We start from the raw sequence: 25,779 nt of genomic DNA on the forward strand, positions 1-25,779 counted from the left end.
CCTGGTGGGTGGATGTCCCCTCCAGCGTAGCCGGGCGCGATCCCCGATGCCGCTGCGGTGTCTCGGACACGAGACGGTTCCGTGCCTGCGGTTCAGCTCCCGTGGGTCACCGCTTGCGCGAGAACGCCTCGAGCCGCTCGGCCGGGCTCAGGGCGGCCATGCGGTCGACGAACGCCGCGCTGAAGGTGCCCGCGGTGGTGTAGTCACCGAGCGGCACCGTGGAGTGGGTGATGCGGTCGTCGTACACGTGGACGAGGTTGAACGACTGACCGCCGAACATCCCGTTCACCTCCACGGACGGCAGCGAGAGGTTCATCGAGTAGCAGCTCGCGCTCGCGACCTGGACGGGGATGCCCGCGAAGGTGCTCGAGGTGGAGTAGTGCAAGTGGCCGCCCAGGATGGCGCGCACGTCGCTCCCCCGCAGCACGGCCTCGAGCCGGTGCTGATCGCGGAGTTCGAGGATGTCGAAGAACGGGATGCTCGAGGGCACCGGCGGGTGGTGCATGGCCAGGATGCTGCCGAGGGGCGCCGGGGTGGCCAGGACCGTCTGCAGCCACTCCAGCTGGCTGTCCTCCAGCTCGCCGTGATGCCAGCCCGGGACGGTCGAGTCGAGACCGATGACGCGCAGTCCGCCGAAGTCCCAGACGGCGTCGAGCGGCTGCTCCCCCGCCGGGAGGTCGAGCAGCTCCGTCCGCATGACCGAGCGCTCGTCGTGATTGCCCATGAGCCAGACGATCGTGGTACCGAGGCGCTCGGCGACGGGCTCGACGCGCTCGCGCAGGCGACGGTACGCGTCGGCCTCGCCGAGGTCGGCCAGGTCGCCCGTGAACACCATCGCGTCGGGCCGGAGCTGCATGCGCTCGATCTGGCGGAGGGCCTGCTCCAGGTTGGCCTGCACGTCGACCGCGTCGTAGAGGCGTCGGCCGTCGGCCAGGAGGTGCGGATCGCTGAGGTGGACGATGACCCGGCCGGGTGCCGGGTACTGACCGAATCGGACGTCGGAAGTCATGGCACGAGTCTAGGACGCACCCCCGACGGAGCCGTCGGCCGTCCGCGGACGGCCGACGGTCCGGTCAGGACGCGACGCCGAGGAGCTGCTCGATGGGTCCGCGGGCGAAGAAGACGAGGAACCCGGCTGCGACGACCCACAGCAGCGGGCTGATCTCGCGCGCCTTCCCGGACAGGGAGCGGAGCACGACCCAGGCGATGAAGCCGGCGCCGATGCCGTTGGCGATCGAGTACGTCAGCGGCATGACGACGACCGTCAGGAACACCGGGAGCGCGACCGAGAACTCGGTCCAGACGATGTCCTTGATCTGCGACATCATGAGCGTCCCGACGATGACGAGCGCGGCGGCCGCGACCTCGGAGGGCACGATCTGCGTGAGCGGCGTGAAGAACATGGCGAGCAGGAACAGCGCGCCGGTCACGAGGTTCGCGAGGCCGGTCCGTGCCCCTTCGCCGATGCCCGCGCCGGATTCGATGAAGACGGTCGAGGAAGAGGACGAGGTCGCGCCACCGGCGACCGCGCCGACACCCTCGACGATGAGCGCCGAGCGGAGTCGCGGGAAGTCGCCCTTGGCGTCCGCCACACCTGCCTCCTTCGAGAGCCCGGTCATCGTGCCCATGGCGTCGAAGAAGTTCGTGAACACGAGGGTGAACACGAGCATGAGCGCGGCGAGGACGCCGATGCGCTCGAAGCCGCCGAAGCTCACCTGGCCGAGCAGGCTGAGGTCCGGGACCCCGACGACCTGGGTGGGCAGGGTCGGGACGCTCAGGTTCCAGCCACCGGCGTTCTCCCCGCCGTTCGAGGCACCGACCTTGAAGATCGCCTCGGCGATGATGGCGATGATCGTGGAGGCGACGATGCCGATGAGCAGGGCACCCTTGATCTTGCGCGCGACGAGCACGCCCGTGAGCAGCAGGGAGATCACGAAGACGGCGGTCGGCACCGTGGCGACCGAGCCCTCGATCCCGAGCCCGACCGGCGGCGAACCGGCGCCCGTCGACCGGACGAAACCGGCGTCGACGAAGCCGATGAACGCGATGAAGAGACCGATGCCCACGGTGATCGCGATCTTCAGCTGGATGGGCACCGCGTTGAAGATCATGGCGCGGAGGCCGGTCGCCGCGAGGAGGACGATGATCAGACCGTTGATGACGACGAGCCCCATCGCCTCGGCCCAGGTGACCTGACCGACGACGCTCACGGCGAGGAAGGAGTTGATGCCGAGACCCGCCGCGAAGGCGAACGGCAGGCGTGCGACGAGTCCGAAGAGGATCGTCATGACACCGGCGGTCAGCGCGGTCACGGCCGCGACCTGGGCGAAGCCGAGTTCGCCACCGGTGACGTCGGCCGAGCCGCTCAGGATGATCGGGTTGAGGATGACGATGTAGGCCATCGCGACGAAGGTCACGAGCCCGCCGCGCACCTCGCCTCCGACGGTCGAGCCGCGCTTGCTGATCTCGAAGAAACCGTCGAGACGCTCTCGGAACGAGCGCGGAGCGGTGGGCGTCGTGGTCACTGGACCTCCTGGGTCTGCATCGAAGCAACCAGCGTACCGGCACGGCGGACCGCCCCGCGACGACCGGGATGCGAGGGTGCCGCTACGATCGGCTGGACCCCTTAACCAGCACCCTCCTCACGGAATCGAGCTCACATGGCGCTGCCCTGGACTCTGCACGGCGACGGCAAGCACGTCCCGACCCACGCGATCGTCGGCCCCGGTGAACGGCTCACCTGGCCGCGGACCATCGGCCTCGGCATGCAGCACGTCGTCGCGATGTTCGGTGCCACGTTCCTCGTCCCGGTGCTGACCGGGTTCCCGCCCACCACGACGCTGTTCTTCTCGGGCGTCGGCACCCTCCTGTTCCTCGTCATCACCAAGAACCGCGTGCCGAGCTACCTGGGCTCGTCGTTCGCCTTCATCGCCCCCATCTCCGCCGCGGTCGCAAGCCAGGGCATGGGCAGCGCCCTCTTCGGCATCCTCGCGGTGGGCCTCCTCCTGGCGCTCGTCGGCGTCGTCGTGCAGGTCACGGGAACCGGGTGGATCGATGCGCTCATGCCGCCGGTCGTCGCCGGTGCCATCGTCGCGCTCATCGGGTTCAACCTCGCCCCCGCCGCGAAGAACAACTTCGTGGCGGCTCCGATCACCGCCCTCGTGACGCTCGCGGCCGTCATCCTGTCGACCGTGGTGTTCCGAGGGATCCTCGGCCGTCTGTCGATCGTCATCGGTGTCGTGGTCGGGTACATCGTCGCGGCGATCCGCCAGGAGATCGACTTCTCGAAGATCGCGGACGCCGCATGGGTCGGCCTCCCCGAGTTCCACCTCGCGGACAACCCGATCTCGAACCCGGCGGTCTGGGCGGTCCTCCCGGCGTTCCTCCCCGTCGTGCTCGTCCTCATCGCCGAGAACGTCGGCCACATCCGGGGTGTCGCACAGATGACCGACGCCTCCGTGAACAAGCAGACCGGTCGCGCACTCCTGTCCGACGGCCTGGCGACGATGCTGGCCGGCTTCGGCGGCGGTTCGGGCACGACGACCTACGGCGAGAACATCGGCGTCATGGCGGCGACACGGGTCTACTCCACGGCGGCCTACTGGGTCGCCGGTCTGTTCGCGGTCCTCCTCGGCCTCTCCCCCAAGGTCGGTGCGGTCATCAACACCATCCCGGCGGGCGTCCTCGGCGGCGTCACGACGGCCCTGTACGGACTCATCGGCATCATCGGCGTGAAGATCTGGCTCGACAACAAGGTCGACTTCTCGAAGCCCGTCAACCAGTTCACCGCGGCGACGGCCCTCATCATCGGCATCGCCGACTTCACCTGGGTGGCGGGTGGTGACGTCAGCTTCAACGGGATCGCGCTCGGCACGATCGCCGCGATCGTCATCTACCACGTGATGACGACCATCGGTCGCTGGCGGAAGACCGCCTGACCCGTCCGGTGCGGGGCGTCAGCGCGGTGCGCTGGCGCCAGCGCGGGTCGTACGCGTGAGCGCGGGTCTCTGGAGCCCCGCGCTCACGTGTGTGACCAGCGGTCACGCCGGGTAGATGCGTTTCACGCCAGCGCACCGCGCCGGCGCACCCACACGCATCGGGCCCGGACCGGTGGCCCGCGCTCGCGTCAGCGCGGTGCGCTGGCGAATCCGCGGGGTCAGCCCTGGTGGAAGAAGGGCACGATCAGGTAGATGCCGAAGAGGACCGCCCCCGCACACAGGGCGAAGCAGGCGTAGGCACCGGCGCGGGCCAGGTTCTGCTGGGCTGGGGTCAACGGGTTCTTCCGAGCGGCCTTCGCAGCGCGCTTCGCGGCCTTCGCGGCCTCCTCCGGCGTGATGACCGTGATCGCGTCGGTGAACTCGGCCGGCGCCACCACGGGCACGCGCCCGGCGGTGGTCAGGAGCCGGAGCCCGAGGGAGTACAGGCTGACGATCGCGGTCGCGCCGACGAGCGACGTCGCGAAGACGATCAGGAATGCTGCCCAGTCGATCACTTCTTCACCTTCTTGGGCTTGGGGTTGCGCTTGATCTTGACCGCGCGACCGGAGTCGGCGACCTCACTGACGACGTTGCTGTGGTCGACCTGGTTCCGGCGCGAGATGAGGAAGATGGTGAGGATGACGCCGACCCCCACCACGGCGTCGATGATGATGCCGACGAGACCGAGGTGGGCGACGGCGGCGGCGAGTGCTCCGACGATGCCGGCCGCGGGAAGGGTCATCAACCAACCGAGGGCGATCCGCCCGGCGGTCCCCCAGCGGACCTTCGATCCGCGTCGCCCGAGGCCGGAGCCGATGACGGACCCGGAGGCGACCTGCGTGGTGGAGAGGGCGAAGCCGAGGTGGCTCGACGCGAGGATCGTGGCGGCGGTGCTCGTCTCGGCCGCGAAGCCCTGTGCCGGCTTGACGTCGGTGAGCCCGGTGCCGATGGTCTTGATGATCCGCCAGCCGCCCATGTAGGTGCCGAGCGCGATGGCGAGGGCGCAGACGACGATGACCCAGAGCTCGGGGCCGGTGCCGACCGCCTGCACGCCGACCGCGATGAAGGTGAGGGTGATGACGCCCATGGTCTTCTGTGCGTCGTTCGTACCGTGCGCGAGGGCGACGAGGGACGAGGAGAAGATCTGCGCGTACCGGAACCCGTCGCGGCCGTCGGGTTTACCGTCGTAGCGCCGCGTGATCCGGTAGGCGAGCTTCGTCGCCGAATAGGCGACCACGCCCGCCGTGACGGGGGCGATCAACGCCGGGAGGATGACCTTGGAGAGGACCACACCGAAGTCGATCGAGCCGAAGCCGGCGCCGACGATCGCCGCGCCGATGAGGCCGCCGAACAGGGCGTGGCTGGAGGACGACGGCAGACCGAGGAGCCAGGTCAGCATGTTCCAGACGATCGCGCCGATGAGTCCGGCGAAGATCAGCTCCGGTCCGATCCGGATGCCGCCCTCGCCCTCCCGGATGAGCCCGCCCGAGATGGTCTTCGCGACCTCCGTGGACAGGAACGCACCGACGAGGTTGAGGATCGCGGCGAGCAGGACGGCGGTCTTCGGCTTGAGGGCGCCCGTGGCGATCGGGGTCGCCATGGCGTTCGCCGTGTCGTGGAACCCGTTCGTGAAGTCGAAGAACAGGGCCAGTGCGATGACCAGCACGACAGTCAGGGTAACGAGTTCCACTGGTGTCTTTCTCGAGGCGGAGCGAATACGGACACAGTGCTCCCCGACGAGGTGTTTGGGGGGAATTCACGTGCTGGATACGGGCGGTTCACCCGCCGTACACGATCCTTACACCCTGCCCGGTCGAGGTCAACTCGACGCCGATCAGCGCCCGCCGCCGCCTCCGCCGCCTCCGCCGCCGCCCGCGAAGCCGCCGCCCGTCGAGCCGCCGGACGAGCTCGCTCCCCCGCTGGTGGACCAGGACGCCGACGTACTCGAGGCCGATCCGGAGAAGCCGGAGAACGCGTTCGCGAACATCGCCGCCTGGAACGGGGTGTTCGAGGCGTACCACGACGGCGCGCTCCCGGCCTGCTCGTAGCGGATGCCCAGCTCCTTCGCCCACTCGCGCTCCACGCCCCAGAGCACGGCGAAGGGCAGGAGCCGTTCGGTGACCCGGACGAGCTGGCCGGGGTCGCCGAGGTCCACCCGTTCGGCACCGTCGGGGCTCTGCAACATGCGGAAGCGGTCCTGCTCCGCCAGCGCGAGGTAGTCGCGGAGGCCGAGCAACTCGTCCCGCGCATCGGCACCGGTGGCGGTGAGCGGTTTCGGCGCGATGGCCAACACGATCCCGGCGAGCAGCGCGATCCCGGTCACGAAGAGCGCGGTGACCGACCAGCCGTTGTCCGCTCGCTGGGAGTAGGCGACCCCGAAGAAGACGATCCCGGCGACGCCGAGGACGGCGAGCGCCCCCACGATGATCCACGCCCGCCCGGAGGAGACCGAGCGTCGGAGGCCGAGGTCGAGGGCGTTCCGCTTGGCGGCCGCGAGTTCCGCGGTGACCGCCTTGCCGAGCGCCGGGTCGACCTGCTTCATCTCCCGCGGTCGGTTCCGGTCGGGGAAGAGCGCGGCGAGCACGCGCCGCTCCTGCTCATCCGTCGCGCTGTCGTCGAGGTACTGCAGGGAGTAGTCCTTCTTGCCCGGTCCGTCCACGATCCGGAGCTTGCCGCGGACGGCGAGGCTGACGATCTCGGCTGCCATCGACGAGGAGGCGCGTCCGGCGAGGTCGCCCGCCAGCAGGAGGTTCATCTGCTTCGGGACGGAGTACTGCGGCACGATGACGCCACGACCGGGGTGGTCACGCCAGAAGCGCAGTCGGATCCACAGGAGTGCTCCGAGCCCCGCGGCCGACAGCGCGCCGAGGACGATCGGGACGATGGAGAAGACCGGTGCCTCGCCGGGGCGGGGCGGTTGGACGAAGGTGCCCGGTTCGAACCCGATCGCGACCGTCAGCGTCTGGCGGGCCTGCAGCGGGACGGAGGCGGTCGTGAAGACGTCGCCATCGGCGTCCTCCGCCTGGGAGAGGTCGCACGGCGAGCTGTCGTCCGGATCCCCGCGGTAGCAGGCGCCGTCACCGGTGAGCGCGTCAGCGATGTCGGGGGCGACCCGCACCGTCATGCTGGCGTCGGCGAACGGCTGGTCCCAACCGGTCCCTGGCGCGTCCCAGTAGAACTCGTCGGAGCGTGTGTCGCGATAGGCGCCGACGACGCCGCGCTGCGTGTAGGTGATCACGTAGCTCTGCGTGCCGCGCACGTAGTCGTCCGTTCCGAGCGACAGCTCGAGGAAGTCGCCGTCGCGGTCGGTCTCCCACTCCACGGGCGCACCGTCGGCGTCGGTCACCGAGACGATCTCCGTGTGCAGTGGTGCCCGGTCGAACTCGTCGGGGATCGCTCGGATGATGCCCTTGTTCTGGTCGGACTCGGGGAACTCCGCGACGAAGGTCTCGACCGCGCGCAGCTCGGCCTGACCGTCGCCGCCACGGCTCAGGGTGTAGTCGCCGTCGAAGGACGAGAAGGTGAAGTCGGACACGTCGGTCCGAGCGTCGGCCGCGGCGGGCGGCGTGCTCGCGAGGGTCGCGACGAGCGGTGCACCCACCGCCAGGGCGAGGGCGACGAGGAGCACCCGCGACGCGTGGGCACGGACCGGGGACAGGCGACGACGTCTGGGCTTCACCCGGCCAAGTCTAGGAGGGGTGCCGGCGGGCGCGCGGACGCGCCCGCCGGGACTCACATCTCCTCGTGGGTGTTGGGGTCTCCGTCGAAGAGCCTGCCGTCGGTCCGCCCGAGTGCGGTGATCGCCTGCACCTCGGTGTCGCTGAGTGCGAAGTCGAAGACGTCGATGTTCGTGCGCTGGCGTTCCGGGGACGCGGACTTCGGGATGGGGAGCACGCCGCGCTGGTGGTGCCAGCGGAGGACGACCTGCGCCGGCGAGACGTCGTGCGCCGCGGCGGCCGCTGCGACGGGCTCCTCGGCGAACGGTGCCTGCGCCTTGCCGAGCGGGCTCCAGGCCTCGGTCAGGACACCGTGTTCGCGGTGGAACGCGAGGAGTTCCTCCTGGGGGAAGTACGGGTGCAACTCGACCTGGTTGACGGCCGGCAGCACACCCGTCTCGTCGGCGAGGCGGGTCAGGAACTCCTCGGTGAAGTTCGAGACGCCGATGCTGCGGACGAGGCCCTCGCGCTGCAGCTGGATCATGGCCTTCCACGACTCGACGAAGCGGCCGACGGAGGGGTTCGGCCAGTGGATGAGGTACAGGTCGATGTGGTCGAGGCCGAGCGAGGCCAGGGATCCGCGGCACGAGGTGATGGTCTCCTCGAAACCGTGGTCGCGGCCGGGCAGCTTCGTCGCGACGACGAGTTCGTCGCGGGACACGTCGGTCTCGCGGACCGCTGCGCCGACGGCGTCCTCGTTGCGGTAGTTGACGGCGGTGTCGATCAGTCGATAGCCCGCATCGATGGCGGACAGCGTGGCGTCGGTGCCCTCGCGGCCCCGCAGGGGGTACGTGCCGAAACCGATCGCGGGGACGCTCGAACCGTCGTTGAGCGCGAATGTTGGGATGGTCGTCATCACCCCACGCTAGACCCGGCGGCCCTCGGATGGCTCCGAGCGGGCTGGGAGGGCGCGCCTCGACTAGCGTTGGACCATGGCGAAGCTCTCTGCCCCCCGTGCCCAGACCCGACCGACCGAACGCACCCACCACGGCGACACCGTGGTCGACCCGTACGAGTGGCTCCGCGAGAAGGAGTCGCCTGAGGTGATCGCGCACCTGGAGGCGGAGAACGCCTACACCGAACAGGAGACGGCGCATCTGGCCGGACTGCGCGAGCGCATCTTCCAGGAGATCAAGCGTCGCACGCTAGAGACCGACCTCTCGGTCCCGACCCGGTCCGGTGCATGGTGGTACTACGGCCGCAGTGTCGAAGGCCGCCAGTACGGCATCCAGTGCCGCATCCCGGTCGCCGACCCGGAGGACTGGACGCCGCCGACCCTGCCCGAGGGCGGCGCGGCCCCCGGCGAGGAGATCATCCTCGACGCCAACGTCGAGGCGGAGGGCCACGAGTTCTTCTCCCTCGGCAGCTTCGACGTGTCGGACGACGGCACGCGACTGCTCTACGGCGTCGACGTCGAAGGCGACGAGCGGTACACCGTCCGTGTCCGGGACCTCGCGAGTGGCGTCGACCTCGACGACGAGCTCCTCGGGACCGCGGGCGGGGCGGAGTTCTCCCCCGACGGCACCGCCATCGTCTACACGACGGTCGACGAGAGCTGGCGCCCCGACACCGTGCACCTGCACCGGGTGGGGACATCCCAGGACGACGACACGGTCCTCTTCCACGAGCCCGACGAGCGGTTCTGGGTCGGCGCCGGATTCACCCGCAGCCGCGCGCTGCTCCTGATCGAGGCAGGCTCCTCGGTCACGAGCGAGACCCGACTCGTCCCCGCCGACGCACTGTCCGAGGAGGCGCGGATCGTCTGGCCGCGGACCGACGGCGTCGAGTACAGCGTCGAACACCGGGTGGCCGACGGCGCAGACCGGTTGCTCATCCTGCACAACCGGGACGCGCCGGACTTCGAGCTCGTGGAGGTGCCGCTGTCGGATCCGCTCGGCACGGCGCGGGTCGTCGTCGCGCGCAGCAGCGAGCGCCGGCTCGAGGACGTCGAGGCGTTCGAGGCCGTGACCACCGTCTCCTACCGGCGCGACGGCCTGACCCGCATCGGCCTGCTCGACCCGACGAGTGGCGACATCGACGAGATCGCCTTCGACGAACCGCTGTCCACCGTCGGCTGGCACGGCAACGGTGAATGGGCTCAACCGATGCTCCGGTTCGGATACGGGTCCCTCGTGACGCCGTCCACCGTGCTCGAACTCGACCTCCGGTCCGGCGAACGCTTCGTGCGCAAGCAGCAGCCGGTCCTCGGCGACTACGACCCGGCGGATTACGAGCAGTTCCGGGAGTGGGCGACGGCCGTGGACGGGACCCGGGTACCGATCTCCATCGTGCGCCGGGTCGGTGTCGAGGGGCCCGGGCCGCTCCACCTCTACGGGTACGGCTCGTACGAGGCCAGCATGGACCCGTCCTTCTCGATCGCGAGACTGTCGATGCTCGACCGCGGCGTGACCTTCGCGATCGCCCATGTGCGCGGCGGCGGTGAACTCGGGCGCCACTGGTACGAGGACGGCAAGAAGCTCCACAAGCAGAACAGCTTCAGCGACTTCGTCGACGTGGCCGACCACCTCATCCGCGAGGGCTGGACGACGCCTGCCCGCCTCGTCGCCGAGGGCGGCAGCGCCGGCGGCCTCCTCATGGGCGCCGTGGCGAACCGTGCTCCCGACCGCTTCGCGGGCATCCTCGCCGGCGTCCCGTTCGTCGACGCGCTGACGAGTATCCTCGACCCGTCGCTCCCCCTGACGGTCATCGAATGGGACGAGTGGGGCGATCCGCTCCACGACCCCGAGGTCTACGCGTACATGAAGGCCTACAGTCCCTACGAGAACGTCGACCCGGAGAAGCGCTACCCGCGCATCCTCGCGACGACGAGTCTCAACGACACCCGCGTCCTGTACGTGGAACCCGCGAAGTGGGTGGCCCGCCTGCGGGACGCCGGAGCGCCGGCACTGATGAAGATCGAGATGAGCGCCGGGCACGGTGGGGTGAGCGGTCGGTACAACGCGTGGCGCGAGCGCGCCGAGGAGCTCGCCTGGCTGCTCGACGTGCTCGGACTCACGGACACCGATCCGGCCTGATCCGAAGCGACGACGCCCCTGCTCCGTCGGGAGCAGGGGCGTCGTCGGTGCGGCGGGTGTCTAGCCGAAGAGGATCGCCGCTTCGTCGTAGCGCTCCTGCGGCACGGTCTTCAGCTTGCCGAGCGCCTCTTCGAAGCGGCAGTTGACGAGTTCGGTGCCTCGGAGGGCGATCATCGTGCCCCAATCGCCGGCCATGACGGAGTCGATGGCGGCCATGCCGAGGCGGGTGGCGAGCACGCGGTCGTAGGCGCTCGGGACGCCACCGCGCTGCAGGTGGCCGAGCACGGTCGCGCGCGACTCGATGCCCGTGCGGCGCTCGATCTCGGGTGCCAGCACGTCGGCGATGCCGCCGAGACGGGGACGGTTGAACGCGTCGAGTCCCTTCTCGGAGTGCGCGGTCTCCATGGTGTCGAGCGTGAAGCCCTCGGACACGACGATGATCGGGGCGCGACCGCGCTGGTAGACGCTGTCCGCCCACTCGCAGATCTGCTCGATCGACTGCGGCTGTTCCGGGATGAGGATGGCGTGGGCACCCGCCGCCATACCGGCGTGCAGAGCGATCCAGCCGACGTGCCGGCCCATGACCTCGATGACCATGCACCGCTTGTGCGACTCGCCGGTCGTCCGAAGGCGGTCGATGGCCTCGGTCGCGATCTCGACGGCGGTGTCGAAGCCGAAGGAGTAGTCGGTGGCGTCGAGGTCGTTGTCGATCGTCTTGGGGACGCCGACGATCTTGAGGCCGGCGTCGGTCAGACGCTTCGCCGCGGCGAGCGTGCCCTCGCCGCCGATGGCGATGAGCGCGTCGATGCCGAGCCGGTCCATGGTGTGCTGGACGTTCTCCGGGCCGCCGTGGGGTCCTTCGAACGGGTTGGTCCGGCTCGTGCCGAGGATGGTGCCACCCTGCTTGGCGAGACCGCGCACACTGTGGCGGTCGAGCGGCATCGTCAGGCCCTCGACGACACCTCGCCACCCGTCGCGGATGCCGATGAACTCCTGGTTGTGGATCTTCGTCCCCTTGAGGACCGCTCCTCGGATGACCGCGTTCAGGCCGGGGCAGTCGCCGCCGCTCGTGAGCACACCAATTCTCATATCAACAGTCCTCATGGGGATCGGGGCACCTCAGGTGCCGGGAGTCATCCCCGACAATACCGTCTCGCCGACGGTGCTTCATCCGGCGCCGGTGGTCCTCCGGCCCAGGGGGTCGGTGCCTCGTCCACCGGGGTTAGGCTGCTGGGATGAGTGCCGACGACTACCTGCCCGCCGATGGCGGCATCACGATGTTCTCCACGACCTGGTGCGGGTACTGCGCCCGACTGAAGCACCAGCTGTCCGCAGCCGGCATCCCGTTCACCGAGGTCGACATCGAGCAGGTCCCGGGCACCGCCGACCTCGTCGCCTCGCTGAACGGCGGCAACCAGACGGTCCCGACGGTGATCTTCCCCGACCGCTCGACCGCGACGAACCCGTCGCTCGCGCAGGTGAAGGCGGCTCTCGGCGTCTGACCCGCCGACGACGTCCGGCCGGGCGACCCGTGGTCATCCGGCCGGACGTATCGGTCGTCAGGCCCCAAGCGCCTCGCGGAGCAGGTGGACGAGGGCGTTCAGCTGCACCGAGTCGACCGATGCGACGTCCTGGTCGCTGCCGTCGAGCGCGCGAGCGGCCAGGCCCTGCTTGCTGTCGATGAGTTCCGCGACCTTCGCGTCGATCGTGTGCGCGGCGATGATCCGCCAGGCGGTGACCGGCTCCTCCTGACCGATGCGGTGCACGCGGTCGATCGCCTGGGTCTGCTCGGCGGCCGTCCAGGACAACTCTGCGAGCACGACGTTCGACGCGGCCTGCAGGTTGACGCCGACGCCCGCGGCGGTGAGCGAACAGACCGCGACCGCGACCTCCGGATCGGTGTTGAACGCGTCGATCGCGGTCTGACGCGCCTGCGCGGTCTGGTCGCCGCGGAGCGACACCGTCTTCAAGCCGCGACCCGCGAACAGCTGCTCGGCCGCGTTCATGACGTCGATGTGCTTCGCGAAGAACACGACCTTGCCCACGGACCTCGCGAGCTGCGCCGTGTAGTCGGCGGCGAGGACGGCCTTGGCCTGACCGATCTTGCGGATCATGGTGAACACGTTCTCCGTGCCACCGGCGGCCTTGGACTCGTCGAGCTCGGCCTGGGCGACCATGCGCATGAGGTCGGTGTTCGGCTCGTGCAGCGCGTCGACGCGCTCACCACGCGACTCCAGGACCCGCACGTAGCGGGACTTGAGCCGTTGCCCGAGCTCGGCCTCGGCGTCGCGGATGGACCGGATCGCCTCGTCGTCGAGCTCGACCGGGAGGTCGGCGACGCGCTTGGCGGGCAGGTCCTTGGCGACGTCGAGCTTCTTGCGGCGCACGATGCCCATGTCGATGACGGCGGACCGCGCGGCGGCGTAGAAGGCGTGCTCGGCCGGGGTCAGGCCGGTGTCCTCGAGCCGCTCCATGAGTTCGGCGGTCGGCTTGCCGTCCTTGATCCAGCCGAGGAACTGCCAGATGGCGTTGAAGTCCTCGACGTCGTTGATCAGCGGCGTACCCGTCAGCGCGAGCAGCAGCGGATCCTGGCCGGGCGTCGCCTTCCGGATCCGGTTCGCGAGTGACAGCACGTGCTGCGAACGCTGGGAGTGGAGGTTCTTGATGAAGTGCGCCTCGTCGACCACCATGCCGCGGAAGCCGAGCGTCCCGAGCCAGGCGAGGTGGCGGTCGAGGACCTCGTAGTTCACGATGATGACGTCGGCGAAGGCGTCCAGCGCCTGGCCGTCGCCGTGGATGACCGTGGCGCGTCGGTGCGGCGTCCAGCGCTCGACCTCGCGCGCCCAGTTCATCTTGACGACGTTCGGGACGATGACGAGGAGCGGGTACGCCTCGGCGACCGAGGCGGCGAGGACCGACTGTGCGGTCTTGCCGAGGCCAGGCTCGTCGGCGAGCAGGAACGAACGGTGTCCTTCACGGACGCTCTCGACGAAGCGCGCCTGGTGCTTCATGATCTCGAGGCCGCGCGGCGAGAGCCGGTCGAGCTTCGGGGCCTCTGGCAGGTTCATCGAGGCCGCTCCCCCGCCGGAACCGAGCTCGAACGCCTTGTAGAGGGGGCCCATGAGCTCCCAGCTGTCGAGTCGTCGACGCACGGTCGGCTGCGGTGCCGCCTGGCTGAAGTCCGGGGCGAGGAACGGATTGGCCAACTGACGTGCCTTGACCGACTGCGGGATGACCTGCTTCTCGGCGAGCTCGGCCGGGACGACGGACTCCACGACGGGCTTCTCGACGGTGATGATGAGTTCGTCGGCGCTGAGTTCGGCGCCCGACTCGAGGAGCCAGTCGCGCCGGAGCCGCTGCGCGACGGGGCTCGTCGCCGCATCGGCCTCGAGGAGCTGGATGAGCGAGGTGTCGCGCGCCGCCGTCTTGGCGAGGATGGTCGCCACACCGTCGAGGCGCTTCAGGAGCTCGGCCCGCGTGGCGTCACTGTACGTCGTGTCGGCCTTGACCCTGGCGCGTTCCTCGCGGACGAGGAAGGCGATGACCTGGTACTTGGTCCGGTTGGTCGGCCCGACCTTGCCCTTCTGCGCCTTCGCCTCGACCTCGCGCACCTTGCGGGCGAGGATGGGGATGATCGGCGCGTCGTCGTCGTGACGCGACGAGGACCCTCTGGGGTTCGAGCGGCCAGATGAACGGGTGCTGGAACGCCCCTGGGAACGGCGTTGCTGGCCGGTGTGCGGCATGCTCCTCCTGAGCAGTCGAAGAGCCTCATCGGCCGAGGGGCCGGAAGAGACGGGCGCCGGGCCCGACTGGTCGTCGTGGAGCAACAGAGCGTTGCACGAGACCGACACGGGCGCCCGACGGGCGTGTGCCCAGTCTACGCCATCGGCCGCATCGGTCGCGAGCGCTCAGTCCGGCGCGCTGTGGACGAGCCCGAACCGCTCCAGTTCGGCGTCGTCGAGCATGCGCGAACGGATGAGGAACCGCTGCCCCGTCGGGGCCTCGACGCTGAACCCGCTGCCGCGCCCCTGCACCACGTCGATCGTCAGGTGCGTGTACTTCCAGTACTCGAACTGGGAACGCGACATGTAGACCTCGACGGGCGCGTCGAGCCCGGGCACGTCGAGCGTGTCGAGGAGCACGTCGACCGCGCCCGTACGGAACATCCCGACGGGGTAGCACATGGGCGAACTCCCGTCGCAGCAGCCGCCGGACTGATGGAACATGAGCGGTCCGTGCAGCGCGGTCATCTCCCGCACCAGTGCGGCCGCAGCGTCGGTGACGTCGACCCGTCCGGTCATGGTGTCCTCCTTCGTCGTGTCGTGTGCCCGGCCCTGCCCCTCCGCCGGTCCCCGAGCCTGTCGATGGGCGCCCTTCGACAGGCTCAGGGACCGGGGATGTCGATCAGAAGAAGCCCATCGGCCCCTCCGCGTAGCTCACGAGCAGGTTCTTCGTCTGCTGGTAGTGGTCGAGCATCATCTTGTGGTTCTCCCGGCCGATGCCCGACTGCTTGTACCCGCCGAACGCCGCGTGCGCCGGGTACTGGTGGTAGGTGTTCGACCAGACGCGTCCCGCCTCGATCGCCCGCCCGGCCCGGTACAGCGTCGTCGCCTCACGGCTCCACACCCCGGCGCCGAGACCGTAGAGGGTGTCGTTCGCGATGGAGATCGCCTCGTCGTAGTCCGCGAAGCTCGTGAGCGCGAGCACGGGCCCGAAGATCTCCTCCTGGAAGATCCGCATGTCGTTCGTCCCCTCGAAGACGGTCGGCTGGACGTAGAACCCGCCGCTCAACTCACCGCCGAGGTCGGCTCGCTCGCCGCCGATGAGCAGCTTCGCGCCGCCCTGTCTGCCGATGTCCATGTAGGAGAGGATCTTCTCGAGCTGGTCGTTCGACGCCTGGGCACCGATCATCGTGTCCGTGTCGAGCGGGTTGCCCTGCTTGATCCTGCCGATGCGGGTCAGCGCGTCGCCCACGAAGCCGTCGTAGATGGACCGTTGGACGAGCGCCCGACTCGGGCAGGTGCAGACCTCGCCCTGGTTCAGGGCGAACATGCTGAATCCCTCCTGCGCCTTCTCGTAGTACTGGTCGTGCTCGCGGGCCACGTCCTCGAAGAACACGTTCGGGCTCTTGCCGCCGAGCTCCAGCGTCACCGGGATGAGGTTCTCGCTCGCGTACTGCATGATCAGGCGCCCGGTCGTCGTCTCGCCGGTGAACGCGATCTTCCGGATCCGCGGGTGGGAGGCCAGTGGGGCCCCGGCCTCGATGCCGAAGCCGTTGACGACGTTGAGCACGCCGGCCGGCAGCAGATCCTTCACGAGGTCGACGATGAGGTGGATCGACGCCGGGGTCTGCTCGGCCGGCTTCAGCACGACGCAGTTGCCTGCGGCGAGCGCCGGTGCGAGCTTCCACACGGCCATGAGGATCGGGAAGTTCCAGGGGATGATCTGTCCGACGACGCCGAGCGGTTCGTGGAAGTGGTAGGCGACCGTGTCGTGGTCGAGTTCCGAGATGCCGCCCTCCTGGGCGCGGATCGCCCCCGCGAAGTAGCGGAAGTGATCGATGGCCAAGGGGATGTCGGCGGCCAGGGTCTCGCGGACCGGCTTGCCGTTCTCCCAGCTCTCGGCGACAGCGATCTCCTCGAGGTGTTCCTCCATGCGGTCGGCGATGCGGCCCAGGATCACCGCGCGCTCGGCGACGCTCGTCTTCGACCAGGCGGGGAACGCCTTCCATCCCGCCTCGACCGCTCGGTCCACGTCGGCCGCGGTGCCTCGGGCGATCTCGGTGAACACGGCTCCGGTGACCGGGGTCTGGTTCTCGAAGTACTGGCCGTTCGCGGGCGGGACGTACTCGCCCCCGATGAAGTGGTCGTAGCGGGGGGCGTAGCTGAACACGGCACCTTCGGTACCCGGGTTGGCGTAGACGGTCATGTCACTCCTTGTCGACGACGTTGTCGGTGTCGCACCGCTCAGGTGCGTGCCGTCGACGCTAGTCGGCGGGAGGTTGCAGGAGGTTGCGACGAGGTCCGTGGACCGGATCGGCCGTCAGGACGCCGAGAGCTCGGCGTCGATCGCCTCGATGCGGGCGACGAGGCCGGCGCGCTTCGGTGACCGCGGCGGCAGCAGTCGGAGGCAGGCGTGCAGGACCTCGACGTCGTCGGGCGCGGCCGCGGTCCGGATGTAGTCGTGCAGCAGGTCCGCCGAGGCGTCGGTCAGCATCGCCTCGCGAAGGCGCGTCGCGACCCGCTCGCGGAGGTCGACGACACCGGGGGCGGTGGAGTCCGGCAGGAGCGGACCCGGGTACGCGGCGAGTGCTGCGCGGTGGGCGCCGCGGTCGAGGAGGGACAGCACCTGGTGGGCGTCGAGCTGGAGCGGGGTGGTGAGCCGGTACGGCCGCGAGGCCGGCACGAGTGTCGGTGCGGTCCCGCCGAGCACCTTCCGCAGCCGGACGAGCTCCGCCCGGAGGGTGACCGCCGCCTCGTCCCCGTCGTAGAGCAGCCCGGCGAGCGCGTCGGCGGTGAGGCCCTGGTGGTGCCAGGCCAGCAGCGTCAGGATTTCGGCGTGCCGTCGGCTGAGCTCGGTCGGGCGGCTCGCCCCGTGTCCGATCAGCAGGCCGGTGTCACGACCGAGCACCTGCAGGCCGGGCCGCACCGCGGTCGTCCGGCGGGGTGTGTCCGTGTGTGCGCGACCGGCGAACCGACGGTCGGCTACCGCGCGCAGCCGCTGCACCATGATCTCGGACTCGACGGCGGCCGCGGTCGCCTCCATCAGTGGCAGCGCATGCGAGGCGACCGCCTGCGGGCCACCGGTGATGTCGATCACGCCGATGATCTGCCGGGTCTCGGGATCGTGCACCGGGACCGCCGTGCAACTCCACGGGTGCACGAGGCGGTTGAAGTGCTCGGCCGCGTGGATCTGGATGCCGTGGTCGAGTTCGAGCGCGGTGCCCGGCGCGCTCGTCCCCACCTCCCGCTCCGACCACCCGGCACCCTCGACGAAGAGCATGCCCTCCGCCCGTCGCCGCAGATGACGGTCGCCGTCCACCCAGAGCAGTCTCCCCATGGCGTCGCCCACCGCGACGAGCATGCCGGAGTCGTCGTCCGCGTCGTTGACCAGCAGCTTGGTGATCACCGGGAGGACGCCGGCGAGCGGGTGTCCGAGGCGGTGGTCGCGCAACTCGTCCTCGTCGAAGGCGAGCTCCGGCATGAGGTTGTCCGGATCGAGATGACGGCCCATCGACCGTTCCCACGACTCGCGGACGAGCCGTCGGACGAGTCCACGCTGCGCTTCGGCACGCGCCGGGGCCGCCAGCCACGGACTGGACACCTCACCACCACCCATCCACGTCGACCGGTTCTGCGGACAGTGTATCCGCCACAGCCCGTCGGTCGACGGGTAACCTCAGGCGGCCGGACGGAACCGGCGGAGACGCAGGCTGTTGAGCACGACGAACACGCTGGAGAACGCCATCGCCGCACCCGCGATCATCGGGTTGAGGAGGCCGAGCGCGGCGAGCGGGATCGCCGCCACGTTGTACGCGAACGCCCAGAACATGTTGCCGCGGATGATCCCGAAAGTCCGTCGGGAGAGCCGCACGGCGTCGATCGCCGTGGCGAGGGAACCGGAGACGATGCTGAGGTCGGCTGCACCCTTGGCCGCATCCGTGCCCGTCCCCATGGCGATCCCGAGATCGGCCGTGGCGATCGCCGCGGCGTCGTTCACCCCGTCGCCGACCATGGCGACGCGGTGACCGGCCGACTGAAGCCGTTCGACGGCGGCGACCTTGTCGGCGGGGCTCGCGTCAGCGATCACCTCGGTGATCCCGACCTCGGCCGCGACCCGCGCTGCAACGGCCGCGTTGTCGCCGGTGAGGAGCACGGGTGTCATACCCAGGGACACGGCGCGTCCGATGGCGGCGCGGGCCTCCGGCTTCACCGTGTCGGCGACCTCGACGACGCCGCGGACCTCGCCGTCCCAGGCGACGACCACCACGGTACTCGCACGCTCCGCGGCGGAAGCCAGGGCGCTCGCCGCGTCCGGTCCGATGCGGAAGCCCTGGTCCTCCGCGAAGGCGGGACGTCCGGCCAGCACGGTTCCGCCGTCGATCGTGCCGGTGACGCCGAGACCCTCGAGGCTCGCGAAGTCCGAGACCACCGGACGCGGTGCGTCGCGGCGGGTCGCTTCCGCGACGATCGCCTCGGCGATGGGGTGCTCGGAGGCCGCCTCGAGCGCCGCGCCGAGGGCGAGCACCTCGTCCGTCGCACCGGCCGCCCAGACCTCCGTGACGCTCATCCGCCCGGACGTGACGGTCCCCGTCTTGTCGAGCAGGATGCGGTCGATCCCGCTCGCCTGCTCGAGCGCCTCCGGTCCGGCGATGAGGATGCCGAGCTGCGCACCGCGTCCCGTCCCGACGAGGAGGGCCACCGGGGTCGCGAGCCCCAGTGCGCACGGGCAGGCGATGATGAGGACGGCGACCGCGGCGGTGAACGCCGCCTCCATGGTCGAGCCGGTGAGCGCCCACACGATGGCGGTGCCGAGGGCGATCACCAGCACGACCGGGACGAACACGCTCGAGACGCGGTCGGCGAGCCGTTGGACCCGGCTCTTCCCGAGCTGCGCCGCCTCGACCGCTTGCGCCATGCGCGCCAGCTGCGTCTCGGCGCCGACGGCCGTCGCCCGCACGACGAGACTGCCGCCGCGCGCGATCGTGCCACCGATGACCCGCGAGCCGGCTACGAGCTCGACCGGGACGGACTCCCCTGTCACAAGACTCTCGTCGACACTCGCCGCCCCCTCGACGACGACCCCGTCGGTGGCGACGGACTCACCAGGACGCACGAGGAAGTGGTCTCCGACGAGCAGCTGCCCGATCGGGATCCGTTCCTCGGTGCGGGTGGGCGCCATGAGGTCGGTGGGGTCCGGCGCACGGTGCCGGAGCACGGATACCTCCGAGGCGCCCAGCGTCATGAGGTCGCGGAGTGCCTCGCCGGCGGCACGCTTCGACCGCTGCTCGATGAGGCGACCGGCGAGCAGGAAGACGGTCACGCCGGCGGCCACCTCGAGGTACAGCGCGCTCGACGGGTCGGCGTCGGGTGCGAAGAAGGTGAACTCGTGCCGCATGCCCGTCATCCCGGCCATGCCGAAGAAGAGCGCCCAGACGGACCACAGGTACGCTGCCCCCGTCCCGAGCGTGATGAGGGTGTCCATCGTTACCGAGCCGTGCCGCAGCGTCGCGAACGTCGCCCGGTGGAACGGGTACCCACCCCAGAAGACGACCGGCGTCGCGAGGGTCAGCGAGAGCCACTGCCAGTGGTCGAACTGCCAGGCGGGGATCATCGCGAGCAGCACGACGGGCAGCGCCAGCACCGCGCTGACGACGAGGCGGGTGCGGAGCGTCGTCACGGTCGCCGAGGGGTCGGGCGTCGTTCCCGACGTCGGAGTCTGCTCCCGGTTCACTGCGGCGCGTTCGTCAGCGGGCGGACGCACCGTCGCCGTGTAGCCGGCCTTCGAGACGGCCGCGATCAGCTCGTCCGCGGTGACGGTGGAGGGTGCGGTCACCGTCGCCCGTTCGGTCGCGAGGTTGACCTGCGCCTCGACACCGTCGAGCGCGGTCAGCCGCTTCTCGACGCGTGCCACGCAACTCGCGCAGGTCATGCCCTCGATGTCGAGGTCGAGCTGGATGAGTGGCGCGCTCATCAGCGACGACCCACGAGCGTGTAGCCGGCCTCCTGGACGCCGGCACCGATGGCGGCCTCGTCCGTCGAGGAGGTACCCGAGACCGTGACCGTCCCCGCGTCGAGATCCACGGCGACCCCGTCCACACCGGAGAGCGCGGAGAGCTCGGTCGTGACAGCGGACACGCAGTGCGCGCAGGTCATGCCGTCGACGCGGTAGGTGGTGGTTGCGGTGGTCTCGGACATGCGTCCTCCTCAGTGAATCGGAGCCTTCACTATACCCCCAGGGGGTACCCCATGCAACCGTTTGCGGGACGCGATCGCCTGATCAGCCGAGCAGGCCGAGCGCCCGCACCGCCGCCCGCTCCTCCTCGAGTTCCACCACGGAAGCGTCGATGCGCCGCTGCCAGACGGGTGCGATGTCGAGCCCCTCGACCACCTCCCAGCGTCCGTCGACCGAGCGGGCCGGGAACGAACTCACGAGCCCCTCCGGTACGCCGTACCAGCCCTCCGATGGGAGCGCCACGGAGGTCCAGCGCTCCGGCCGGCCCGGGGTCGCCGTGCCGTTCACCCAGTCGTGCACGTGGTCGATGGCGGCGGCAGCGGCCGAGGCGGCGGACGACGAGCCCCGGACCGCGATGATCTCCGCACCGCGCTTCGCCACCCGTGGCATGAACTCGTCGGCGATCCACTCCTCGTCGACGAGTTCGAGGGCCGGACGACCACCGACCGTCGCGTGGGAGAGGTCCGGCACCTGGGTCGCCGAGTGGTTGCCCCAGATCACGACGCCGTCGATCTCGGACACGGGTGCGCCGGTCTTGGCGGCCAACTGCGCGACGGCACGGTTGTGGTCGAGTCGGGTCAGGGCGGTGAACCGTCCGGCCGGCACCCCGGCGGCGGCCGACTGGGCGATGAGTGCGTTCGTGTTGGCCGGGTTGCCGACCACCAGGACGCGCACGTCGTCGGACGCACCGGCTCCGATCGCCGCGCCCTGCGGTGCGAAGATCCCGCCGTTGGCCGCGAGGAGGTCGGCTCGCTCCATGCCCGGACCACGGGGACGGGCACCGACGAGCAGCGCGACGTCCACCCCGTCGAAGGCGCGCGACAGCTCGGTCGTCGCCTCCACCCCGGCCAGGAGCGGGAACGCGCAGTCCTGCAGTTCCAATGCCGTCCCCTCGGCCGCTCCGAGACCCTGCGGGATCTCGAGCAGGCGCAGGACGACGGGCCGGTCGGGCCCCAGCAGCTGACCCGACGCGATGCGGAAGAGCAGGGAGTAGCCGATCTGGCCTCCGGCTCCGGTGACGGTGACGACGGTGGGTTCGCTCATACGGCCACGCTACTCCGCGACCTCCGGCGTGGGTCGTGAGGCCTGCATGTCCGCCTCGGCGGAGTCGACCGCCTTGTGCTCCTCCGGCGACACCGGACCGACGCGGTTCTTCCGTTGGGCCGAGGTCTCGGACGGCAGTGCTACGGCCGCCTCCGTGATGCGGTTCGCCATCCCGTTGAAGATGACCCCGTGGAACGGCAGGATCGCGAACCAGTACAGGCGTCCGCCGAGCCCCTTCGGGAAGAAGACCGCGCGCTGCCGGTAGACCGAGCCGTCGCCGACCGGGGTCGCGCTCATCTCCAGCCACGCGAGTCCGGGCACGCGCATCTCGGCGCGCAGGCGAAGCATCCGACCGCGTTCGAGGTACTCCACCCGCCAGAAGTCGAGGGCGTCCCCCACGCTGAGGTGCTGCGGATCGTCGCGACCACGTCGGAGGCCGACACCACCGACGAGCTTGTCCATCCAGCCACGGATCGCCCACGCCAGCGGGAAGGAGTACCACCCGTTCTCGCCGCCGATGGACTCGATCACCGAGAAGAGGCGGTCGGCGCTCGCGGAGGTCTTCCGTTCCTTGAGATCGATGTAGACGGTGTGTCCGGCCCAGTCGGGGTCGCTCGGCAGCGGGTCGCTCGGCGCGCCGTCGACGGTCGCGTTCCGCCAGGAGGTCTCGACCTCACCGTCCCGCATGCGCTGCAGTGCGAGGCGCACCGCGCGTCGGTACCCCGTCAGACCGCCCTCCGGCGGCGGGATGACCGCGTCGATGTCGTGATCGCCCATGACGCAGTCGACGAGCAGCGACTCGATGATCGGCGACGCGAGCCGGCGCGGGATCGGCGTCACGAGGTTCACCCACTGCGAGGCCAACCACGGGGTGAGGACCGGGAGCGGCGCGATCGGGCGCTGCGAGAGGCCGGCCTCGACCGCGTAGCCGTTCATCATCTGTCCGTACCGGAGGACGTCGGGGCCACCGATGTCGAAGGCGCGGTTCACGTCGCGGTCGACCTCGGCGCCCGCGAGCAGGTAGTGCAGGACGTCACGGACCGCGATCGGCTGGATGAAGTTCCGGACCCAGCGCGGCGCCGGCATGTACGGCAGGATGTCCGTGAGATGGCGGATCATCTCGAACGAGGTCGATCCGGAGCCGATGACCACACCGGCCTGCAGGACGATCGTCGGAACGCCCGAGGCGAGCAGGATCCGCCCGACCTCGGTGCGGGACCGCAGGTGCTTCGACAGCTCGACGCCCTCGGGGTGCAGGCCACCGAGGTAGACGATGCGCGAGACCCCGGCCGCCGCAGCGCCGGCGGCGACGTGCTCGGCGGCGGCGAGCTCCGTCTGCTCGAAGTCGCCCTTGCCGCCCATGGAGTGCACGAGGTAGTAGACGACGTCGACGTCCTCGCAGGCCGACGCGACCCGCGCGGCGTCCCCGAGATCACCCTCGACGACCTCCACCTGCTCGCGCCAGGGTACGTCGGTGAGCTTCTGCGGCGAGCGCACGAGCACCCGCACCGTGTACCCGGCCTCCAGCAATCGCGGCACGAGCCGCCCGCCGATGTAGCCGGTGGCACCCGTGACGAGTACGCGCTTCGGAGTCGATGATTCGGTCATGGATGCAACGTTACGACCCGTCGACGACAGCGGCGCCCGGCTGTACAGCCGGGCGCCGCTGTGCAAGCACCACGCGGGTGCTGCAGGCCGCTAGAGGAGCGCCTTCGTGTGCCAGACGGTCTTCACCTCGGTGAACGCGGTGATGCGGTCGAGGCTCGCCGGAACCGGACCGCTGGCACCGCTTGGACGGACCACGCGCTTGAGCGTCTCGGCCGCGAGGACCTCGAGCTCGACCCAGTCGAGTGCTCCGGCGCCGGCGAGGTCGATCGCGTTGACGTCGGCGTGCGATGCGAGCCACGGAGCCATCTCGGCCGGCGATCCGGTCAGCACGTTCACGACGCCGCCGGGGACGTCACTCGTGGCGAGCACCTCCGCGAGGCTGATCGAGGAGAGCGGCAGGCGCTCGCTCGCGATCACGACGACCGTGTTCCCCGCGACCAGCGCTGGAGCGACGACGCTCACGAATCCGAGGAGCGACGAGTCCTGCGGCGCGATGAGCGCGACGACGCCCGTCGGCTCCGGAACCGAGAGGTTGAAGTACGGACCGGAGACGGGGTTCGCTCCCCCGACCACCTGGACGTACTTGTCCGCCCAGCCCGCGTACCAGACCCAGAGGTCGATGGCCTCGTCGACCTGTGCCGCGGCCTTCGCCTGCGAGACGCCCTCGGCCTGGACGATCTCTTCGATGAACTGCGCCCGCCGACCCTCGAGCAGCTCGGCGATGCGGTAGAGCACCTGGCCACGGTTGTAGGCGGTGGCACCCGACCAACCGGCGAGTGCCGATCGTGCGGCGACGACCGCGTCGCGGGCGTCCTTCCGCGAGGCGAGCGATGCGTTCGCGAGGAACTCCCCCTTGGCGTTCGTCACCTCGTACGTCCTTCCGGATTCGCTGCGTGGGAACTTGCCGCCGATGGCGAGCTTGTAGGTCTTCGGGATGGTGAGCCGGCTCATCGCTGCTCCTCCTTCGTGGTGCTCGTGGACGGCGCGACGGTGGCGGCGGCCGATGATCCGGCCGGCGCGAGGTAGGCACCGAGCCCGTGGCGACCACCCTCGCGGCCGTAACCCGACTCCTGGTACCCGCCGAACGGGCTGGCCGGATCGAACCGGTTGAAGGTGTTCGCCCAGATGACGCCGGCGCGGAGCTTGTCCGCGACCGCGAGGATCCGGCTGCCCTTGTCGCTCCAGATACCCGCGGAGAGACCGTACGGGGTGTTGTTCGCCTTCGCGATGGCCTCCGCGGGCGTCCGGAAGGACATCACCGACAGGACCGGACCGAAGATCTCCTCGCGGGCGATCCGGTGACTGGTGGACACGTTCGTGAAGATCGTCGGCGCGAACCAGAACCCGTTCTCGGGCAGCTCGCAGTCCGGGCTCCACCGTTCGGCGCCTTCGAGCTCACCGATGTCCGAGAGCTCGCGGATGCGGGCCAACTGCTCGGCCGAGTTGATCGCGCCGACATCCGTGTTCTTGTCGAGCGGGTCGCCGACGCGCAGCGTCTGCAGACGGCTCTTCAAGCGGTCGACGACCTCGTCGTGGATGCTCTCCTGGACGAGGAGCCGGGATCCGGCGCAGCAGACGTGACCCTGGTTGAAGAAGATGCCGTTGACGATGCCTTCGATGGCCTGGTCGATCGGGGCGTCGTCGAACACGATGTTCGCCGCCTTGCCACCGAGCTCGAGCGTCAGGCGCTTGTCGCTGCCGGCGATGGTCTTCGCGATCTCGCGCCCGACGGCGGTCGACCCGGTGAAGGCGACCTTGTCGACGTCGGGGTGACGCACGATCGCCGCCCCGGTCGCTCCGGCACCCGTGACGATGTTCACGACACCGGCCGGCAGCTCGGCCTGCTGGAGGATCTCGGCGAAGATGAGCGCCGTGAGCGGCGTGGTCTCGGCCGGCTTGATGACGACCGTGTTGCCGGCGGCGAGCGCCGGTGCGACCTTCCACGCGAGCATGAGGAGCGGGAAGTTCCACGGGATGACCTGTCCGGCCACGCCGAGGGCACGGGGGTTCGCGCCGAGGCCCGCGTAGTCGAGCTTGTCGGCCCAACCGGCGTAGTAGAAGAACCAGGCAGCGACGAGTGGGACGTCGACGTCGCGGGACTCCTTGATCGGCTTGCCGTTGTCGAGGCTCTCCGCCACGGCGAGCTCGCGGGCACGCTCCTGGACGAGGCGCGCGATGCGGAAGAGGTACTTGCCGCGGTCGGCGCCCGACAGCTTCGACCAGACGCGGTCGTAGGCACGCCGCGCGGCGGTGACGGCGCGATCGACGTCGGCGTCACTCGCCGCGGAGATCGTCGCGATCGACTGCTCGGTGCTCGGCGAGATCGTCTGGAAGGAGCCACCGGTGCCCTCGGTGAACTCGCCGTCGATGAAGAGGCCGTATTCGGAACGGAGGTGGAGGACGGAGGTCGACTCCGGGGCTGGTGCGTATTCGAGGAAGCTCATG

General features: G+C 70.0%; 20 protein-coding genes. 3 read left to right on the forward strand and 17 right to left on the reverse strand.

Annotation, left to right across the window (positions count from 1 at the left end; all coding sequences use genetic code 11):
• Positions 1-106: 106 nt before the first annotated feature.
• Positions 107-1,009, reverse strand: coding sequence for a phosphodiesterase (locus tag AC4PMY_RS15360; protein ID WP_491623131.1), 903 nt, complete (start codon positions 1,007-1,009; stop codon positions 107-109).
• Positions 1,010-1,073: 64 nt separating this feature from the next.
• Positions 1,074-2,525 (reverse strand): NCS2 family permease, encoded by a 1,452-nt coding sequence (locus AC4PMY_RS15365; protein ID WP_064294483.1) that lies wholly within the window; start codon positions 2,523-2,525, stop codon positions 1,074-1,076.
• A 135-nt stretch (positions 2,526-2,660) separates the two neighbouring features.
• On the opposite strand from AC4PMY_RS15365, the gene AC4PMY_RS15370 reads away from it, so the two are divergent.
• Positions 2,661-3,938 (forward strand): uracil-xanthine permease family protein, encoded by a 1,278-nt coding sequence (locus AC4PMY_RS15370; protein ID WP_064294484.1) that lies wholly within the window; start codon positions 2,661-2,663, stop codon positions 3,936-3,938.
• Positions 3,939-4,156: 218 nt separating this feature from the next.
• Here AC4PMY_RS15370 and AC4PMY_RS15375 read toward each other — a convergent pair whose 3' ends face one another.
• The 4 genes from AC4PMY_RS15375 to AC4PMY_RS15390 form a co-directional block, all read right to left on the reverse strand.
• A complete protein-coding gene (locus tag AC4PMY_RS15375; protein WP_064294485.1) occupies positions 4,157-4,492 on the reverse strand; it encodes a hypothetical protein in 336 nt (111 codons plus the stop codon).
• Complete coding sequence (locus AC4PMY_RS15380; RefSeq protein WP_064294486.1) at positions 4,489-5,667, reverse strand: inorganic phosphate transporter; 1,179 nt, start codon at positions 5,665-5,667, stop codon at positions 4,489-4,491. The genes AC4PMY_RS15375 and AC4PMY_RS15380 overlap by 4 nt, the downstream gene beginning before the upstream one ends.
• Positions 5,668-5,811: 144 nt before the next feature.
• Positions 5,812-7,656 (reverse strand): DUF2207 domain-containing protein, encoded by a 1,845-nt coding sequence (locus tag AC4PMY_RS15385; RefSeq protein ID WP_491623132.1) that lies wholly within the window; start codon positions 7,654-7,656, stop codon positions 5,812-5,814.
• A gap of 53 nt (positions 7,657-7,709) precedes the next feature.
• On the reverse strand, positions 7,710-8,549 hold the full coding sequence (locus AC4PMY_RS15390) for an aldo/keto reductase (RefSeq protein WP_064294487.1): 840 nt from the start codon (positions 8,547-8,549) through the stop codon (positions 7,710-7,712).
• Between the two features lie 76 nt (positions 8,550-8,625).
• Between AC4PMY_RS15390 and AC4PMY_RS15395 the strand changes: the two genes are divergently transcribed.
• Positions 8,626-10,728 (forward strand): S9 family peptidase, encoded by a 2,103-nt coding sequence (locus AC4PMY_RS15395; protein WP_491623133.1) that lies wholly within the window; start codon positions 8,626-8,628, stop codon positions 10,726-10,728.
• 60 nt (positions 10,729-10,788) lie between these two features.
• On the opposite strand, the gene AC4PMY_RS15400 is transcribed toward AC4PMY_RS15395, so the two are convergent.
• On the reverse strand, positions 10,789-11,817 hold the full coding sequence (locus AC4PMY_RS15400; protein ID WP_064294489.1) for a 6-phosphofructokinase: 1,029 nt from the start codon (positions 11,815-11,817) through the stop codon (positions 10,789-10,791).
• A gap of 146 nt (positions 11,818-11,963) precedes the next feature.
• On the opposite strand from AC4PMY_RS15400, the gene AC4PMY_RS15405 reads away from it, so the two are divergent.
• The gene (locus AC4PMY_RS15405) at positions 11,964-12,230 is read left to right on the forward strand and encodes a mycoredoxin (protein ID WP_064294490.1); all 267 of its coding nucleotides are present in this window, start codon (positions 11,964-11,966) and stop codon (positions 12,228-12,230) included.
• Positions 12,231-12,287: 57 nt separating this feature from the next.
• Here the strand turns inward: AC4PMY_RS15405 and AC4PMY_RS15410 are convergent, their stop codons facing one another.
• The 10 genes from AC4PMY_RS15410 to AC4PMY_RS15455 form a co-directional block, all read right to left on the reverse strand.
• Positions 12,288-14,471 (reverse strand): DEAD/DEAH box helicase, encoded by a 2,184-nt coding sequence (locus AC4PMY_RS15410; RefSeq protein WP_491623134.1) that lies wholly within the window; start codon positions 14,469-14,471, stop codon positions 12,288-12,290.
• Between the two features lie 165 nt (positions 14,472-14,636).
• A complete protein-coding gene (locus AC4PMY_RS15415; RefSeq protein ID WP_491623135.1) occupies positions 14,637-15,029 on the reverse strand; it encodes a DUF779 domain-containing protein in 393 nt (130 codons plus the stop codon).
• A 103-nt stretch (positions 15,030-15,132) separates the two neighbouring features.
• Entirely contained in the window at positions 15,133-16,656 is a 1,524-nt protein-coding gene (gene exaC, locus AC4PMY_RS15420; protein WP_491623136.1) for an acetaldehyde dehydrogenase ExaC, read from the reverse strand.
• Between the two features lie 114 nt (positions 16,657-16,770).
• Positions 16,771-18,051, reverse strand: coding sequence for a GAF domain-containing protein (locus tag AC4PMY_RS15425; protein ID WP_491623137.1), 1,281 nt, complete (start codon positions 18,049-18,051; stop codon positions 16,771-16,773).
• A gap of 75 nt (positions 18,052-18,126) precedes the next feature.
• Positions 18,127-20,421, reverse strand: a complete 2,295-nt coding sequence (locus AC4PMY_RS15430; RefSeq protein ID WP_491623138.1) for a heavy metal translocating P-type ATPase — start codon at positions 20,419-20,421, stop codon at positions 18,127-18,129.
• Complete coding sequence (locus AC4PMY_RS15435) at positions 20,421-20,645, reverse strand: heavy-metal-associated domain-containing protein (RefSeq protein WP_071262335.1); 225 nt, start codon at positions 20,643-20,645, stop codon at positions 20,421-20,423. Before AC4PMY_RS15435 ends, AC4PMY_RS15430 begins: the two co-directional genes overlap by 1 nt.
• Before the next feature lie 82 nt (positions 20,646-20,727).
• On the reverse strand, positions 20,728-21,726 hold the full coding sequence (locus tag AC4PMY_RS15440; RefSeq protein WP_491623139.1) for a malate dehydrogenase: 999 nt from the start codon (positions 21,724-21,726) through the stop codon (positions 20,728-20,730).
• Between the two features lie 9 nt (positions 21,727-21,735).
• On the reverse strand, positions 21,736-23,334 hold the full coding sequence (locus AC4PMY_RS15445; RefSeq protein WP_491623140.1) for an SDR family oxidoreductase: 1,599 nt from the start codon (positions 23,332-23,334) through the stop codon (positions 21,736-21,738).
• 90 nt (positions 23,335-23,424) lie between these two features.
• Positions 23,425-24,285 carry an aldehyde dehydrogenase family protein gene (locus tag AC4PMY_RS15450; protein WP_121291777.1) on the reverse strand — a complete coding sequence of 287 codons (861 nt, stop codon included), beginning with the start codon at positions 24,283-24,285 and terminating at the stop codon, positions 23,425-23,427.
• Positions 24,282-25,778, reverse strand: a complete 1,497-nt coding sequence (locus AC4PMY_RS15455) for an aldehyde dehydrogenase family protein (protein ID WP_079002725.1) — start codon at positions 25,776-25,778, stop codon at positions 24,282-24,284. The genes AC4PMY_RS15450 and AC4PMY_RS15455 overlap by 4 nt, the downstream gene beginning before the upstream one ends.
• Between the last annotated feature and the right edge of the window lies 1 nt (position 25,779).

Source organism: Plantibacter sp. MDV22-iso1, assembly GCF_058408345.1.

What these genes read in the sequence shown, in the direction of transcription:
- AC4PMY_RS15360 (WP_491623131.1), bottom strand. Translation starts at nt 1,009, where the DNA reads ATGACTTCCGACGTCCGATTCGGTCAGTACCCGGCACCCGGCCGGGTC.
- AC4PMY_RS15370 (WP_064294484.1), top strand. Translation starts at nt 2,661, where the DNA reads ATGGCGCTGCCCTGGACTCTGCACGGCGACGGCAAGCACGTCCCGACC.
- AC4PMY_RS15390 (WP_064294487.1), bottom strand. Translation starts at nt 8,549, where the DNA reads ATGACGACCATCCCAACATTCGCGCTCAACGACGGTTCGAGCGTCCCC.
- AC4PMY_RS15395 (WP_491623133.1), top strand. Translation starts at nt 8,626, where the DNA reads ATGGCGAAGCTCTCTGCCCCCCGTGCCCAGACCCGACCGACCGAACGC.
- AC4PMY_RS15400 (WP_064294489.1), bottom strand. Translation starts at nt 11,817, where the DNA reads ATGAGAATTGGTGTGCTCACGAGCGGCGGCGACTGCCCCGGCCTGAAC.
- AC4PMY_RS15405 (WP_064294490.1), top strand. Translation starts at nt 11,964, where the DNA reads ATGAGTGCCGACGACTACCTGCCCGCCGATGGCGGCATCACGATGTTC.
- AC4PMY_RS15410 (WP_491623134.1), bottom strand. Translation starts at nt 14,471, where the DNA reads ATGCCGCACACCGGCCAGCAACGCCGTTCCCAGGGGCGTTCCAGCACC.
- AC4PMY_RS15415 (WP_491623135.1), bottom strand. Translation starts at nt 15,029, where the DNA reads ATGACCGGACGGGTCGACGTCACCGACGCTGCGGCCGCACTGGTGCGG.
- exaC (WP_491623136.1), bottom strand. Translation starts at nt 16,656, where the DNA reads ATGACCGTCTACGCCAACCCGGGTACCGAAGGTGCCGTGTTCAGCTAC.
- AC4PMY_RS15430 (WP_491623138.1), bottom strand. Translation starts at nt 20,421, where the DNA reads ATGAGCGCGCCACTCATCCAGCTCGACCTCGACATCGAGGGCATGACC.
- AC4PMY_RS15435 (WP_071262335.1), bottom strand. Translation starts at nt 20,645, where the DNA reads ATGTCCGAGACCACCGCAACCACCACCTACCGCGTCGACGGCATGACC.
- AC4PMY_RS15440 (WP_491623139.1), bottom strand. Translation starts at nt 21,726, where the DNA reads ATGAGCGAACCCACCGTCGTCACCGTCACCGGAGCCGGAGGCCAGATC.
- AC4PMY_RS15445 (WP_491623140.1), bottom strand. Translation starts at nt 23,334, where the DNA reads ATGACCGAATCATCGACTCCGAAGCGCGTACTCGTCACGGGTGCCACC.
- AC4PMY_RS15450 (WP_121291777.1), bottom strand. Translation starts at nt 24,285, where the DNA reads ATGAGCCGGCTCACCATCCCGAAGACCTACAAGCTCGCCATCGGCGGC.
- AC4PMY_RS15455 (WP_079002725.1), bottom strand. Translation starts at nt 25,778, where the DNA reads ATGAGCTTCCTCGAATACGCACCAGCCCCGGAGTCGACCTCCGTCCTC.